Annotated in this window: 12 protein-coding genes; 5 read left to right on the top strand and 7 right to left on the bottom strand. The window is 38.4% G+C overall.

Annotation, left to right across the window (positions count from 1 at the left end; all coding sequences use genetic code 11):
• Window positions 1-42: 42 nt before the first annotated feature.
• From ltrA to F0161_RS01700, 3 genes are all read right to left on the bottom strand, one after another.
• Window positions 43-1,428, bottom strand: coding sequence for a group II intron reverse transcriptase/maturase (ltrA, locus tag F0161_RS01710; protein ID WP_150204609.1), 1,386 nt, complete (start codon window positions 1,426-1,428; stop codon window positions 43-45).
• A gap of 547 nt (window positions 1,429-1,975) precedes the next feature.
• A complete protein-coding gene (pepF, locus tag F0161_RS01705) occupies window positions 1,976-3,781 on the bottom strand; it encodes an oligoendopeptidase F (protein WP_150203394.1) in 1,806 nt (601 codons plus the stop codon).
• A 14-nt stretch (window positions 3,782-3,795) separates the two neighbouring features.
• Window positions 3,796-5,070: a dicarboxylate/amino acid:cation symporter gene (locus F0161_RS01700; RefSeq protein WP_137602580.1), complete on the bottom strand. Its 1,275-nt coding sequence runs from the start codon at window positions 5,068-5,070 to the stop codon at window positions 3,796-3,798.
• A 285-nt stretch (window positions 5,071-5,355) separates the two neighbouring features.
• Here F0161_RS01700 and F0161_RS01695 point away from each other — a divergent pair, with 285 nt between their 5' ends.
• Together F0161_RS01695 and F0161_RS01690 are read left to right on the top strand one after the other, a co-directional pair.
• Window positions 5,356-6,522 carry an iron-containing alcohol dehydrogenase gene (locus F0161_RS01695; RefSeq protein ID WP_137602579.1) on the top strand — a complete coding sequence of 389 codons (1,167 nt, stop codon included), beginning with the start codon at window positions 5,356-5,358 and terminating at the stop codon, window positions 6,520-6,522.
• Window positions 6,523-6,934: 412 nt separating this feature from the next.
• A complete protein-coding gene (locus tag F0161_RS01690; protein WP_137602578.1) occupies window positions 6,935-7,588 on the top strand; it encodes a hypothetical protein in 654 nt (217 codons plus the stop codon).
• A 187-nt stretch (window positions 7,589-7,775) separates the two neighbouring features.
• Here F0161_RS01690 and F0161_RS01685 read toward each other — a convergent pair whose 3' ends face one another.
• The 4 genes from F0161_RS01685 to F0161_RS01670 all read right to left on the bottom strand — a co-directional run bounded on the left by F0161_RS01685 (window position 7,776) and on the right by F0161_RS01670 (window position 12,752).
• Window positions 7,776-8,774: a LacI family DNA-binding transcriptional regulator gene (locus F0161_RS01685; RefSeq protein ID WP_150203392.1), complete on the bottom strand. Its 999-nt coding sequence runs from the start codon at window positions 8,772-8,774 to the stop codon at window positions 7,776-7,778.
• Between the two features lie 18 nt (window positions 8,775-8,792).
• Window positions 8,793-10,238 carry a UDP-glucose--hexose-1-phosphate uridylyltransferase gene (locus F0161_RS01680; protein WP_150203390.1) on the bottom strand — a complete coding sequence of 482 codons (1,446 nt, stop codon included), beginning with the start codon at window positions 10,236-10,238 and terminating at the stop codon, window positions 8,793-8,795.
• A gap of 99 nt (window positions 10,239-10,337) precedes the next feature.
• Window positions 10,338-11,507 carry a galactokinase gene (locus F0161_RS01675; protein ID WP_137602575.1) on the bottom strand — a complete coding sequence of 390 codons (1,170 nt, stop codon included), beginning with the start codon at window positions 11,505-11,507 and terminating at the stop codon, window positions 10,338-10,340.
• Window positions 11,508-11,735: 228 nt separating this feature from the next.
• Complete coding sequence (locus tag F0161_RS01670; protein ID WP_150203387.1) at window positions 11,736-12,752, bottom strand: DUF1002 domain-containing protein; 1,017 nt, start codon at window positions 12,750-12,752, stop codon at window positions 11,736-11,738.
• Between the two features lie 102 nt (window positions 12,753-12,854).
• Between F0161_RS01670 and F0161_RS01665 the strand changes: the two genes are divergently transcribed.
• From F0161_RS01665 to F0161_RS01655, 3 genes are read left to right on the top strand one after another with little or no spacing between them, the layout of a single operon-like run.
• Window positions 12,855-13,814: a GDSL-type esterase/lipase family protein gene (locus F0161_RS01665; protein WP_150203385.1), complete on the top strand. Its 960-nt coding sequence runs from the start codon at window positions 12,855-12,857 to the stop codon at window positions 13,812-13,814.
• Between the two features lie 25 nt (window positions 13,815-13,839).
• Window positions 13,840-14,634, top strand: a complete 795-nt coding sequence (locus F0161_RS01660; protein WP_150203383.1) for a tyrosine-protein phosphatase — start codon at window positions 13,840-13,842, stop codon at window positions 14,632-14,634.
• A 12-nt stretch (window positions 14,635-14,646) separates the two neighbouring features.
• Window positions 14,647-14,874, top strand: a complete 228-nt coding sequence (locus tag F0161_RS01655; RefSeq protein ID WP_137602571.1) for a hypothetical protein — start codon at window positions 14,647-14,649, stop codon at window positions 14,872-14,874.
• The last annotated feature ends 144 nt before the right edge of the window (window positions 14,875-15,018 follow it).

Raw genomic sequence — 15,018 nt, 5'->3', positions numbered from 1 at the left:
ACACCACCGTACGTACGGTTCCGTATACGGCGGTTCAGTAATTTAAGCATTTTGAATAGACTGGAATACCTTGGAGAGATTCATCAATCCAAGTTGTTCCAGTTTTTCGTTTGTTAACGTATAAAGTAGTGTTTTGCTATGTGCTGTGCGCCAGTAACCCTTGCGGGTATAAGCAGCTAGCCGAGCATCATTCTGATTCAAACCTAGTCGTTTCAGGTTAGTGATCTTCGTTTTGATTTTCTTCCATGATTTCCAGATGTATTGTCGAACTCTAGACCGTAGCCACTGATCTATTCGTTTCAAGAAGTTTGTCATCTTACCAGATGAGTAGTATTGAATCCATCCGCGCATTTTTCGTGTGATTTCCATAAACATTTGTTCAAGTGAAATTCCGCGATTGCGTTTCGTAATTCGTTTGAGTTCCTGTTTGACCCGTATTTGGGATTGTTTTGACGGCCTTGAGAAAGCACCACCCCTACCAACTCCCAGTGAGAATCCCAGAAATTTCAATCTCAATGGTGACCCGACTTTACTTTTGTCACGATTGACGGTTACTTTAAGATCCTTTTCCAGAAATCTACTAATACTCTCAAGTACCCGGTGACCTGCTCGTTTACTCTTAACGTAAATATTGCAGTCATCCGCATATCGGACAAAGTGGAGACCTCGTTCCGTTAATACTTTATCCAGCTCATTGAGATAGATATTCGCCAATAGTGGTGACAGTGGTCCGCCTTGCGGGGTTCCCACGACACTCGCTTCGAAGGTTGAACCAGTCATAACACCACTAGTCAAAAACTTTCGAATTAGCTTAATCAACCAAGGATCATCAATATATTGTTCGATATACTTGATCAGTAAATCATGATTGACTGTATCGAAGTATGCCTTTAAATCAAGATCAACCACGACGTGGTAACCCTCGTTATACAGCGATACCACTCGTTTAATTGCATCTTGCGCACTTCGATTAGGTCGAAAACCAAAACTATTATTTGAGAAAACTTGTTCAAAAATCGGAGACATCACTTGTGCGATTGCTTGTTGTATCATTCGGTCAATTACCGTTGGCACGCCTAATTTTCGCACGCCACCATTTGGTTTGGGTATTTCTACTCGTTTAACCGCCTTCGGCCGGTACGTCCCATCATTCAACTGATGAATAAGTTCAGTTTTATGAACTCTCAAATAACCTAACAGATCATCGATGGTCATTCCGTCGATGCCTGCGACACCTTTATTACGCACAACCCGTTGATAGGCCAGATTCAAGTTATCTCGATCCAACACGCGTTGTTCAAACTTAATGCCACTCATCATCGTTGTTTTATTAGAATTCATCCTACGCGCCCCAGTTTGTTCTTGGTCTTCCAGACCTACCATCCACTGGTGGTCAGCTTTGTTTTCTGTTTTCTGCGATCGTCGCATAAATTCCACCTCCATAATCAATGTGAGTTATTACTGTTCAGCCCTTCGTGACGAAGTCACTACTATGGCCTCGGCTGACTCCTGATAAACTCAGTATTCCATCACTGAAACAGTTGTCCTGTAGAACTTGATTGCTCTTCTTGTCAGGACTTGTCTATCAGGCCTCCCCGGGTAAGAACGTCAACTTTCATACCATGTCACCATTAGCTTTACCATCGTGATTTTGAGTAGTATCGGACTTCGATTTGTTGGGCAATCTTATCCAATCAGTTCTGGCCTTATAGCTACTTCTTGTTCATTGGTGCGGTATTTTGCTCCTCAGACTTCCTTCAGATTCCACTTCATAGTGGACACCCTTGTCCTTGGCTAGTGGTTCCGACTACTACGGCCCACAGTGGACTTTCACCACCTAGTTGGCGCCCATGCCGGGCGCACTCAAAAAATGGATTTGCCAGTTTTCTTAGCAAATCCATTTTTTTGAATTGGTTCCATCAGTCAACTCTCTACGATATCAAGAGCCAAACGACTTATTTAGCAATCTTTTTAATTATGCTAATAATGTTTCAATTTCATCTAAGCGCTGTTCAAATACTTTAAAGGCTTGTTCTAGATAGTCACTGTTAGTAGTATCCACGCCTGCCCGCTTCAAAGTTTCAACCGGATAATCGGAACCACCGGCACTCAAGAAATCATAGTACCGCTGTAATGCCCCGTCTTCTTTATTCCAAACTTGAGCAGATAATGCCGTTGAAGCAGCCATCGAAGTTGCGTACTGATAGACATAATAATTCATATAAAAATGAGGGACATACGCCCAACTCTGAGTTTTCGTTCCAGTTGGAGTCACGCTTGGTCCATAATATTTATCCACCAAGTCACCACTCATTTGATCTAAATAATCTGCTGTCAAGGTCCCGACTTTTTCTTGGGTTTGATAGGCATTATGTTCGAATTCTGCAAATTGGCTCTGACGATAAATTGTGCCAATAAAGCCATTAATGTATTGTTCCAAAATGAAAATTTTGATTTGTTTATCATCTTGATACTTTTCAAGCAGGTAATTAGTTAAAATATTTTCATTAAACGTTGAAGCCACTTCTGCTAAGAAAATTGGAGCTTCAAAGTATTCAGAAGGTTGTGCGGCCTGTGAAAAATAACTGTGCATGGCGTGCCCAGACTCATGTGCCAAAACGTAGGTACTGTATAACTTATCCGTCCAGTTCAGAAGAATAAATGGATTAGCCTTGTAGACACTAATCTGATAGCCACCAGAACGTTTGCCTTTATTTTCAGCGGCATCAATCCAACGATTATAAAATTCGCGATTCAAGCCTTCCATATACTTAGGACCTAACACACTCAGTGCTTCACGAGTTAATTGCTTACCTTCATCAAAAGTGGTCTTGAGCAAATCATTCCCTGCAATTGGCACGTTGATATCGTACTTGTAAAATTTATCTAAGCCTAAGACTTTTTTCTTCAAGGCATACCAACGGTGCGCTAAATCAAGGTGCTGATTTACACTGCTAACCAAAGTATCATACACTTGTTCATCAATTTGATTGCTACTTAATGACGCTTGACGAGCACTCGAATAATGACGCACATCAGCCGTCATATTATGCATTCCCATGTAGCTATTCAACGTTTGAGCAAAGGTATTTCTAAGTTCATTATATGGTTTTTCATAGGCCAAAACGGCTTCTTTACGAACTTCTCGATTTTGGGATTCAGTAAATTGGCTCCGATTACCATGAGTTAATTGAACCTCATTTCCATCATCATCGTGCACCGTACCAAACGTCAAATCAGCATCATTCAGTGTGTTATATATTTCATCGGGTGCATTTAAAGCTTTAGAAGCGCGACTTAATAGCTGTTCTTCCAAATTTGATAGCACGTGCGCTTTTTCATTTCGAATCTTCGTTAACATGAATTTGAATTCTGCCAACTTGGGTTCTGCAGCAAAGAAACCATCAATCGTGGTGTCATCCATTTCAACAATTTCAGGTTCAAAAAATGCCATTTTGGCACTGATACTACTCATTTGGCTGGAAATCATTCCATACAATTCTGTCGCTGTCGCATCCGTCGTATCACTATCTCTGCGCAAGAATGCATAAACAAATTCTTTTTCCAGTTCTTCATCAATTTGTTTACTGAGAATTAATGCTTTAGCTAAGTTTGCAGCTGTCGTTGCTAAGGTGCCTTGAAATTCAGCAAATTGATCAACTAACTTGGTAGTTTGTTCAAAATCTGCCTTCATATCTGCATCTGATTGATACAGCAACGCTAAATTCCACTTCAAATTTTCAGGAACTTCAGCTCTCGATAATAATTTTTCTTCTGCCATCTTTATCGATCCTTTCAGCCATTAAAATCGGCTAAATATTGTTTATTCTTCTCTTCATCAAATTCGCCTTCAGATTTACCAATCACAATCGTGGCAACTGAATTACCCACAACGTTAACAGATGTCCGGGCCATGTCAACAAATCTGTCTATTCCGGCTATGAAAGTTAAGCCTGACATTGGGACCCCAATTGTCGACACGGTCGCTAACAGCACCACAAATGAAGCTCCTGGAACACCAGCCATCCCCTTGGAAGTAATCATCAACACCAGTAATAGTGTAATTTGATGCGTAATCGTCAAATGAATCCCATATGCTTGCGCCAAAAACAGTGCAGCTAGAGATTGATAAATGGCTGATCCATCCAAGTTAAATGTATAACCGGTCGGAATCACGAAGGAGACAATTGCTTGACTCACCCCATATTTTTCCATTTTTGAAACAAGTCGTGGCAAAGTGGCCTCTGAACTAGCGGTTGAAAAGGCAATTAAAAATTCATCCTTAATCACTCGCATCAATGGCCAGTACTTAATTTTAAAGATTTTGCAGACAATCCCTAAAATGACAACAATGAAAAAGGCCATCGTGAGGTAGGTAATTAGGACAAACAAGCCCAACGGTGCCAGGGCACTTAACCCCATTTCCGCAATTGTCATCCCGATTAAGCCAAAGACTCCAATGGGAGCAAATTTCATCACCCAATTTGTGACTTTAAACATAACTTCTGACACGGCCTGGAGAAAATCAATAATAATTTGTCCCCGTTCACCAATCGCCGCAGTCCCTAAACCAAAGAAGACGGAGAAAAAGATAATGGGCATCATGTCGCCGGCTGATAATGAAGCGAAGAAGTTTGTTGGGATAATTCCCATCAAGGTATCCCATAAGCCAGTGTGCGAGGCTGATTTAGCAGTTGCCATATATTTAGAAATATCTGATCCGTGCAAATCATGAATATTAATGAACGTGCCGGGATGCGTAATATTACCGACAATTAGTCCCAACGCAATCGCAAACGTCGTCATAATTTCAAAATAAATTAATGTTTTGCCACCAATTCGTCCCAATTTATGAATATCGCCCATGTTGGCAATCCCGACGGTCAAACAAGACACGACAATTGGCAACACAATCATTTGAATCAAACTAATAAAAATAGTTCCCAAATTTTGCATCGCTGTAATGGCCGTTTTATTATGATAAAAAATAACCCCAAAAATAATACCTAATACTAACCCAATGATTATTTGCCATCCCAGTGAAAGTCTGGGCATTCGATATTTCTTCATGACTCGTTTCCTTCCTTATAACACAGTTAAAATTAGTTTAGCACAATTTAAAAGTTGTTAACCTATTCAACTAAAATTAATTTTATTTATTTTTTTTATTCTACAACTTAATTATCAAAAGTACCCAAGTATTGTCACTCCAGTTTTCTAAAGATTAGGTGATAAGTGTACCAGTGAAATCATTCACACCCCTTACAAACATTGACGTTGCAACTATTGTGAAATGCGTTACAATGAACTTGTAACCGTTTTACAACTAATTTTATTTTTCTGGAGGAACTTACTATGGTACAACCTAACACAGATTTCATGATGCCCAACGTTAACTTCTTTGGACCAAATGTCATTAAAGGAATTGGCGAACGTGCAAAATTACTCGGTATGAAGAAACCATTAATTGTCACAGATTCATTCTTACGCAATCTCGAAAATGGTCCCGTTAAGCAAACCGAAGCATCACTTAACGCAGCCGGTGTTGACTATGCATTCTATGATAACGTTGAACCAAACCCTAAAGTTCGCAACGTCACTGAAGGTAAGCAAGCTTATAAAGATGCTAACTGTGATAGTATCATTTCAGTTGGTGGTGGCTCATCTCACGATTGTGCCAAAGGTATTGGTATTGTTTTGACTAATGGTGATGATATTACTAAATTAGCCGGAATTGATACTCTTAAAAATCCTTTGCCACCATTGTTGGCAGTTAACACTACTGCTGGTACTGCTAGCGAAATTACTCGCCACGCTGTTATTACCAACGAAGAAACAAAATTGAAGTTCGTTGTGATTTCATGGCGTAACGTTCCATTGGTATCATTCAATGATCCATTGTTAATGCTTGATGTTCCTAAGGGATTGACTGCAGCAACTGGGATGGATGCCTTAACTCATTCAGTTGAATCATACGTTTCAGAAAACCGTAACGATATTACCGATGCACAAGCAATTCAAGCTATCAAATTGATTAGCGAATATTTGCCACAAGCTGTCGCTGACGGACATAACGTCGAAGCTCGTACAAAGATGGCCGAAGCTTCATTATTAGCCGGTATGGCCTTTAATAATGCTAACCTTGGCTATGTCCATGCTATGGCTCACCAACTTGGTGGTCAATACGATGCTCCTCATGGTGAATGTTGTGCTGCTTTAATGCCAACTGTTGAAAAATGGAACATGATTGCTTCACCACAACGCTTTGCTGATATCGCTCGTTTCATGGGCGAAAATATCGACGGACTTAATGTTTGGGAAGCCGGACAAAAAGCTATCGACGCACTTCAAAGAATGTCAGACTTAGTTGGAATTCGGACTGTTAAACAATTAGGTGCCAAACCTGAAGACTTCGAATTATTAGCTAAGAATGCACTTCTTGATGGTAATGCTGGACCTAACCCTCGTAAGGGTACTCAAGCAGATATCGTTGAATTGTTCAAAGAAGCTTACAACAAATAATTTTATAATTACTTTGAGAGTCATGGATTTTAGATCCATGGCTTTTTTGTTGCAGCTTACAATTTTTCTAACCGGATAAACACTTGAGCTTTGATATACTCAAGGGCTCCCGATTTGCCATTCTGAAACGTGCTCGCTCAATCAGTCCTTTCCTCCTATCTTCACTCAACTATTTATCCTAACCCGATAAACACTTGAGCTTTGATATGCTCAAGGGCTCCCGATTTGCCATTCTGAAACGTGCTCGCTCAATCAGTCCTTTCCTCCTATCTTCACTCAACTATTTATCCTAACCCGATAAACACTTGAGCTTTGATATGCTCAAGGGCTCCCGATTGAGTTCACACTCTTTCCTTTATATTATTCAACAATAACTGTAGAATGATAGTATCTCTTGAAAGGACTTAAATTTATGCATCAGAATAGTTTTGGAGGCAGATTATTTTTTCTCTGCTTTTCAATTGTCATTAATACCTTTTTCAATGCTTTATCAGTGGTTACCAATATGGGTAGTGCAGTTTGGACGGCATCAGCAACCAATTTATCGGAATGGTCAGGTTTTTCACTTGGAAACGTGCTGATGATGATGGGAGTCATTGTTGCCATTGCAAACTTACTATTAATTCAAAAATTCGATTATTTACGTTTAATTCGTAATTTATTATTCGTCTTTCCTTTTAGCTACTTACTTCAATTTTGGCGTGATTGGTTTGTCAGTATTGGAGTCCCATCAATGGCGCTTGCCTGGAAAATCATCTTAGATATTATTGCCATTGTTGGCGTGTCACTAGCGGTTTCTTTATATCAAAGATCAAATTTAATTATTCATCCAAATGATGATTTACCATACATTTTGCGATTTAAATTTATGCATGGAAATTCCGTTTTATCTCAATGGACTAGTAATATCCCACCAATTCTAATTATTATCATTTCTGCAATTGCGACCCACAAACTTTATGCCGTTAATATCGGTACGGTGTTGTCAGTTGCTTTCCAAGGATATTTAATTGGTTGGGGAGATCAACACTTCTTCCGTGGTCTTAAACATCATGTTAATTTTTAAAATAAACAAGTGCTGAGCCAATCGTACAGCTCTTGAGTTTCTAACGATGATTGACGAAGATTCCTGTTGTTGGAATCTAGGAAATCTAAGTTAGGTGAAAGAGCTGATTGGCGAAGCCGTTAATATAAAAACAACAAAAAATACAAGCCACTCTCAATTAAGTGATTAGCTTGTATTTTCGTATCAATTAAAAAGTTGTTTTTCGTTCCACTAACTTCGTACCTAAAACTAATTTCTTCGGATAGTCACGAGTTGTTGTTTGTTGTTCTTCCATCAATAATACGGCGTTTTCACCCATTTCTTCCGTGGCAACTTTAACTGAAGTTAAACCTGGAAAAATGTAATTGGCAATTGTCGTGTCATTAAAACTAATTAAACTGACCCGTTCCGGAATCTGAATGTTACGTTCTTGCAGTGCTTTGATGGCACCGACAGACATTGGATCATTAGAAATATAGAAAGCATGTGGTAATTTATCGCCTAACGTATCAATCGCGGTAATCATTTGGTCATAGCCAGATTGCGAACTATAGTCACCTTTGAAAACCAATTCTGGTCGAAATAAATCTCTCTTCTTCATTTCACGTTCAAAGTAATGAAGCCGTAAATCTGGAATTGATTCCTGGTGATCACTAGTCGTTTCGCTGCCATGAATCATGCCAATATCGGTCAAATCATCGCTAATAAATTTGCCAATTGCTAATTGAGTTCCGTGTTCAAAATCAGCAGTAACGCTATCACATTCACTAGGTAACCCATCATAATCTACCATCACTAATTTACTCGAAATTTGCTTAAATCGTTGGATTTGTCGCTTACTAAACTTACCAACCGCAATAATACCATCCACTGCCGTTGGGATTTGATCCAATTTGCTTTCAAAAATTTGAACCACTTGAAAACCAACTTGTTCGCAAGCTCGTTCAATGCCAGTTCGGATTGACATGTAGTATAAATCATCTAATTCTTGTTTTTGCGTGTACCATTGGACGACGGCAATCCGTGCAAACTTGCCCTTATTTTTGGTCCGCTGATGTTTCGTGTAATTCAACTCTTCAGCAACTTGAAAAATTCTTTGGCGGGTATCTTCTCCCACTGACAAAGAACTGTCACCATTAAGCACTCGGGAAACGGTTGCCAATGAAACATTAGCTTGATTTGCAATGTCTTTTAGTGTTGTTGCCATTGGGGTAGACCACCTTTCTTAGAGTTGTTCAATAAAGCGACTCCAGGCTTGATTACCTGCCTCATCGTCTTTAAATACACCTGCATTTTCAAGTACTTGTGCAAATACGGTTGCTAATTCTTGATGTAATACATCGTCGATATTACCAGCATTGATTGTTTGACGAGCTTGAACTTCTTTAGCCCATGGTAAATGCATAGCGGCAATTTCGTTATCTTCACCAAGCCAGAATTTTTTAACATCCTGCATTTCAGTTAATAATCGAGCTGGTAAAATTGCACGACCCATAACTTCAATTAAACCAATATTTTCTTTTTTAATGTGAGCAACTTCATCATGTGGATGGAAAATTCCATTTGGAAATTCAGTTGAAGTATTGTTATCACGTAACACTAAATCTAAAATGAACTTTTCGCCTTCACGATGCATAATTGGCGTCACCGTATGATGTGCTGTATCGCCCGTGTTTGCTTGAATCGAAACTGATTCATCACTATATTGTTTCCAATTATCCATGATGTGTTCGGCTAATTCAACTAATTGTACCGTGTCGTTACTTTCCAGACGAATGTCGCTCATTGGCCAATTAACAATTCCAGCCGTAACGTGGTCATATTTAGGAAAATCAAGTGACTCTTTAATAGCAGCTTTCATCATTGGGAAGATGTGCTTACCACCCTGATAATGCTCGTGAGCAAGCATTGAGCCGCCGACGATTGGTAAATCAGCATTGCTACCGACAAAGTAACTTGGAAATTGGTTTTCAATATCAATCAAATTCAAGATGGTTTGACGATTAATTTTCATTGGTTCATGAACAGTGTCCAAGAAAATACAATGCTCATTGAAATAGGCATATGGTGAGTATTGAAAACCCCATTTTTCGCCGCCCACATTGATGCGAATAATGCGATGATTACTACGTGCAGGATAGCCTAAGCGACCTTGGTAGCCTTCATTTTCCATACATAATTGACACATTGGATATTCAACCGTTTTAGAGTTTAAAGCTGCAGCAATTGCTTTTGGATCTTTCTCTGGTTTAGATAAGTTGATGGTAATTTCTAAATCGCCATATTTAGTTTCTTTACTAAATTCGACATTTTTTTTAATCGCTTCAACTTTAATATAGTCATTTGATTTGCAAAATTCATAAAAGAAATTAGTCGCTGCTTCTGGTGATTTAGCATATTCTTCTTGAAATTTTCGATTCAGTGCTGCTGGTGTTGGCGTAATTAAATCCATTAATTGGTCATTCAAAATTTCTTTTGCAGTTAGGGAATCTTCAATTTTTTGATTACTAATGGCTAACGAAATCAATTGATCTTTCACAGATGCATCATTGCGTTCGACATCTTCATCCCCAACAAAACCATGGATTTTATTTGCGACATAAAATCGATCCATTTCTTCATACGTACCAGATTCAATTACTTGATTAACGAATTGTTCAATAACTTTCATTTCAACTGCTCCCTCTTATGCTGTCAAATTAATTAAGATGAGGCTGAGCAACAAGTTAAAATCCCAGCTCAACCTCATTTGATAATTCTATTTTAAATTTTATAGTTGATGAGGTCCATCGACAATTTCTGCATCGTAGAAGTCTGCATCATAACCAATCTTATCGCGATAAACTTTACCAACATTGGTCTTGAATGCTTCAGCTTCAGATTTTTTAACAATGGCAATCGCACTACCACCAAATCCGCCACCAATCATCCGGGCACCTAATACTCCGGGTTGTTCCCATGCAGTATGGGCCAATGTATCTAATTCCACACCAGAAACTTCATAGTCATATTGTAGTGAAACGTGTGAGGCATTAATTAGTTGACCTAATTGTACCAAATCACCGGCCAATAATGCTTCTTTTGCACGCAAAGTTCTTTGATTTTCTAGCACCGCATGGCGAGCACGACGAATCATCACATCATCAGAAATCAAATAAGTGTAACGATCGAACGTATCAGCATCAATCTCACCTAATGTTTTAATATCAAGTTCTTTTTGTAAGCGATGAACTGCTTCTTCACTTTCAGCTCGACGATCATTGTAACTTGAATCGGCCAATGAATGCTTTTTGTTAGTGTTCATGATTACAATAATGTATTCACCTAATGCTAATGGATAATATTGATATTCCATCGTGTTGGCATCCAACAAAATGGCGTTATCTTTTTTACCCATTCCAACTGCGAATTGGTCCATAATACCGGAATTCAAACCAACAAATTCGTTTTCAACTTTTTGACCTAGTTTAACTAAGTCTAGTTGTTCCACATTCAACTTAAATTGATCTTTAAGAATATAACCCATCAAGAGTTCAATTGATGCAGATGAAGATAGGCCAGCACCATAAGGTAGGTTTCCATGAACTAACAGGTTAAATCCATGATCAAATGTTTGGCCGGCTTCAGTTAATTTGACAACCATGCCTTTAAAATAGTTGATCCATTTACGTTCAGGAGCCGTTTCTGGCTTAGTGTCACCAAGTTCAAAGGTGATAACTGTTGATTCATCCATGTTTGCAGAAGACAAAGCGACTGTCTTATCTGTCCGATTACCATAAGCACCGAAAGTCCCTAAGCTAATTGCAGCTGGGAACACATGACCACCATTGTAATCTGTATGTTCACCAATTACATTAATTCGACCTGGTGAGAAATACACTGCATCAGCTTGCTTTGAAAATACGTCACTATACTCTTTTAATAAGTCTTCTTTTTTCATGAGGAATCTCCTGTTTTCATCGTGTCATTATTTGTTGGTAAAATTTTACTAAATATACTGTAAACTTTAACTAACTTTTTGTCAATCCTTTTCTTCATGAAAAACCTATTTTAACAACAATGAAAACGGCTAATTTGTTTTGCTAAAACAAAGTAAAAAACACAACATTTCTGCCGTGTTTTCTGAAATCATTATTTATTTCTTGTTTTGGAATAGCTACCAAATTTATTAAACTAAAGTTTGTACGTAAGCAATTAATTCTTGAATCCAAAGGACGATTTTATTCCAGATTTGTTGGAAAATATTGCCATATTTGGACATCAAAGCTCGACCATCAGCACTATTGGCAAAGTCACTCAATTTAGACATTGCGTTACCAGCACTATTTTTTAATGAATCAGCTACATCTGAAACGTTACTAATATATGATTTAGTTGAAGAAACTGGAGCTTTTTGAACTTGAATTAACGCATTCACTATTAAAGTAATTGAGGTTGTTGGCGTCGAGTCATAGATACCATATTTTTTCAGTGCTGCTTCTAATTGTGTTTTAACTTCTGATTGAGTTGCGGTAGTCCCATCTTCTTGCTTACTTTTAGCCAAGTCAGATGAAACATCCCCAACGGCAGCCATTAATTTACCTGAGTATTTACTGTCATCACTATTTTGATCGATTGCTGATTGTGTCGCATCCAACATGTTGTTAGCGGCAGTTGTATTTTGCGTGCTCAATGAAATTCCGTCAGTAGCTAACGCCTTATATACCCCAGCCAGCGCAGCTTCACCTGTCACTGATTGATTGGCCGTAACTGTGATAATCACATCATTAACTCCAGCCATCGTCGCTACCATTGCATATTGTTGTGCAGTAACTTTCGTGATATTACTATTGCCATCATATTTAGCAATATTAACTTTTACACCCGTTCCTGAAGAGGCTGGTGCAATTGCCACCGAACTAATCATGGCTGAATCTGTGGTACCATCTGAAGAGATATAAGTTGCATAATCATTAGCTGTTGAAGTCAGGGACGTATAGCTACTGGTCACACCTAGCGCGCTATCTACAGTTGACTTGGCGCTTGAAGCCATCCCAGCACCGTAAACGACGTAAGATTTCGATAATGCCGTGGTTTGAACGGCTTGCGTATCCGCATGAACTGTTAGTATTGAAGAACCAATTGCCACATAGACACTAGCAATTAGAAGAACCGCTGCAATTGCGATTTGTTTGATAAACTTCATAATGCACCTCCTGAGTACTCGACCATTTTACCATTTTTCATATACTTAGTTTTTTAATTGTCGTAAAATTAAAGAAATACTAATTTATCTGGAGATTATTTAATGTTGGAAAAGATTCTCTTATCCGCTGATATATCAACGATGACTAACCTAGTTGGCCGTTGGACCGTCAAACGCGTTCACGGAATTGACACAATTTATTCAACTAACTTAGGTAGTGCAATTAAATTTAATTTGAGTCACAGTGAATTCTTTAAAATAGACTGTTTTAATAATGGTAATTATTTTAGCAATCCACAGGAACTGGCAATCCGCGTGGATGGACAACTTTGGACGCGATTTCGAGTCAACGAGCTAATCTATCTACCATTAAACAACCAGCCACACCAAATTGAAGTAATGTTTGCTGGTAACTCTGATTTTGATGAAATCTGGACTGGCAAGCAAGGATTGGCCATTAAACAATTTGTGTTTAGCGACAATGCCCAAATCAGTCCGTTGGTAGCCAAACACCAAATTACTTTTGTGGGTGATTCTATTACTGCTGGGCGTTGGGTGACCGGTAAAAATGCCTCAATGGATGATTCCCCTTATCAAAATTTCGTCGGTATTTGTTCAGATATCTTACATGCAGATGCCACTTACATTGCCTATTCAGCAGCTGGTTTGTTCCGACATGGGTTGGGAGGCGTTCCCACCACTGATCAATACCTTACCCAGTTAGATTCAGAAACAGAGTTTACACTCAATGCTGAAAATCTCGTTGTCATCAATATCGGGACTAACGATTCAATTCATACCAATCAAGAATTTAAAGATAAACTGATAAATTTTTATGATTTGCTACAAAGTAACCTGTCTAGCGCTAAATTAATCTTTATCATCCCCTTCAATCAAGCTTTCGAAAGTGTTTTTCATGAAGTATTTGATGATGAACCTGTTATACTAGTTGAGACGCATGAATGGGATGTTTCAACAACTGACCAAGTTCATCCTAATTTACGGGGTTCAAAAAATGCTGGCACTCATTTAGCAAATTTAATTCAAACAACTGTTTTTTAACGTACTTAATAAGTAGGAGGTCTATATGGAATCAAATGAACGACTATTATCAATCAAACATGGTAATAATTTCCGTGATTTAGGCGGTTATCAAACTAATGATGGCAAGACTGTCAAATGGCATAAATTAATTAGATCCGGTCATTTACATGAGCTAGATCAATCGGACTTAACAACCTTACAAAAACTCAACGTGGCGGTCGATATTGATTTTCGGGCACCAATGGAAGCAAAATTGCAGCCTGATAAGGTTCCCAGCAAAGCTGCCTACCACAGATTATCAGTTTTTGAGACTGATAAAACTGATGCTTCACACAGCCAGGAAGAAATCCAACGTGAGTACTCTAATAATCCTGGAGCTGGGTTTAATCATATGGTCGACGTTTATCAAGAAATGGTCACCACTAATCAAGCTAAATCCGCTTATCAAAAATTCTTTCGTCTATTGATTGAAGCCACGCCAGAACAATCAGTTCTTTACCATTGTACTGCTGGTAAAGATCGCACTGGATTAGGCAGTGTGTTCTTACTGTCTGCACTTGATGTCGATGTTAAAACAATTGAAAATGATTATCTATTAACCAACGCTGTCACTGCCAACTACGTTAATAACCGCATTAAAGATATTCTTGACGCTGGGTTACCAACTGCATTTGCCGATAATACTCGTGCACTTGCCACCGTGTCTCCAGCTTATTTAAAGAAATCCATGGAAACGATTAATGCCACTTTTGGTAATATGCCGAACTATTTGAAGGAACATTTGGAATTGAGTAAATCAGATATTCAAATTCTGAAACATAATTTTTTAGATAGCTAGGAGAACCACTCCATGAACAAAGTTTTTAATATTGGTATCTTACTGTTGGTCACCATCACCTTCCTCATGAATTTGTTTGGTGATTACCACTGGATGTACATGATTTCAACCGGCTTATTCACAATTTGGAGTGTTTATGAATATAAACAATTCCACTCTAAATTTATGTTAGTCGTCGTCATTCTGTCAGTTATTTATCTGATATTTTTGATTATTTCTAAAATAGTGGGTTGGATGTAATTTAAAACGTCAGGCAAGAACTCCTTGCCTGGCGTTTTTTAGTCTGATTTTTAACAAATATTGAAAGACTTGTTGAAAAATTGTCAGTCATACAAATCGTTACTTGATTATAAACAATTTTAACTCAATATTGGTGTATCATTG

This window comes from Paucilactobacillus nenjiangensis (assembly GCF_008632615.1).
Lineage (GTDB): Bacteria > Bacillota > Bacilli > Lactobacillales > Lactobacillaceae > Paucilactobacillus > Paucilactobacillus nenjiangensis.
Note: the sequence above shows the minus strand (reverse complement) of the source record. Positions and strands in the feature narration are given on the sequence as shown.

Bases quoted from the DNA above. Each gene is read 5' to 3' on its own strand.
- ltrA (WP_150204609.1), bottom strand. From the start codon at position 1,428: ATGCGACGATCGCAGAAAACAGAAAACAAAGCTGACCACCAGTGGATG.
- pepF (WP_150203394.1), bottom strand. From the start codon at position 3,781: ATGGCAGAAGAAAAATTATTATCGAGAGCTGAAGTTCCTGAAAATTTG.
- F0161_RS01700 (WP_137602580.1), bottom strand. From the start codon at position 5,070: ATGAAGAAATATCGAATGCCCAGACTTTCACTGGGATGGCAAATAATC.
- F0161_RS01695 (WP_137602579.1), top strand. From the start codon at position 5,356: ATGGTACAACCTAACACAGATTTCATGATGCCCAACGTTAACTTCTTT.
- F0161_RS01690 (WP_137602578.1), top strand. From the start codon at position 6,935: ATGCATCAGAATAGTTTTGGAGGCAGATTATTTTTTCTCTGCTTTTCA.
- F0161_RS01685 (WP_150203392.1), bottom strand. From the start codon at position 8,774: ATGGCAACAACACTAAAAGACATTGCAAATCAAGCTAATGTTTCATTG.
- F0161_RS01680 (WP_150203390.1), bottom strand. From the start codon at position 10,238: ATGAAAGTTATTGAACAATTCGTTAATCAAGTAATTGAATCTGGTACG.
- F0161_RS01675 (WP_137602575.1), bottom strand. From the start codon at position 11,507: ATGAAAAAAGAAGACTTATTAAAAGAGTATAGTGACGTATTTTCAAAG.
- F0161_RS01670 (WP_150203387.1), bottom strand. From the start codon at position 12,752: ATGAAGTTTATCAAACAAATCGCAATTGCAGCGGTTCTTCTAATTGCT.
- F0161_RS01665 (WP_150203385.1), top strand. From the start codon at position 12,855: ATGTTGGAAAAGATTCTCTTATCCGCTGATATATCAACGATGACTAAC.
- F0161_RS01660 (WP_150203383.1), top strand. From the start codon at position 13,840: ATGGAATCAAATGAACGACTATTATCAATCAAACATGGTAATAATTTC.
- F0161_RS01655 (WP_137602571.1), top strand. From the start codon at position 14,647: ATGAACAAAGTTTTTAATATTGGTATCTTACTGTTGGTCACCATCACC.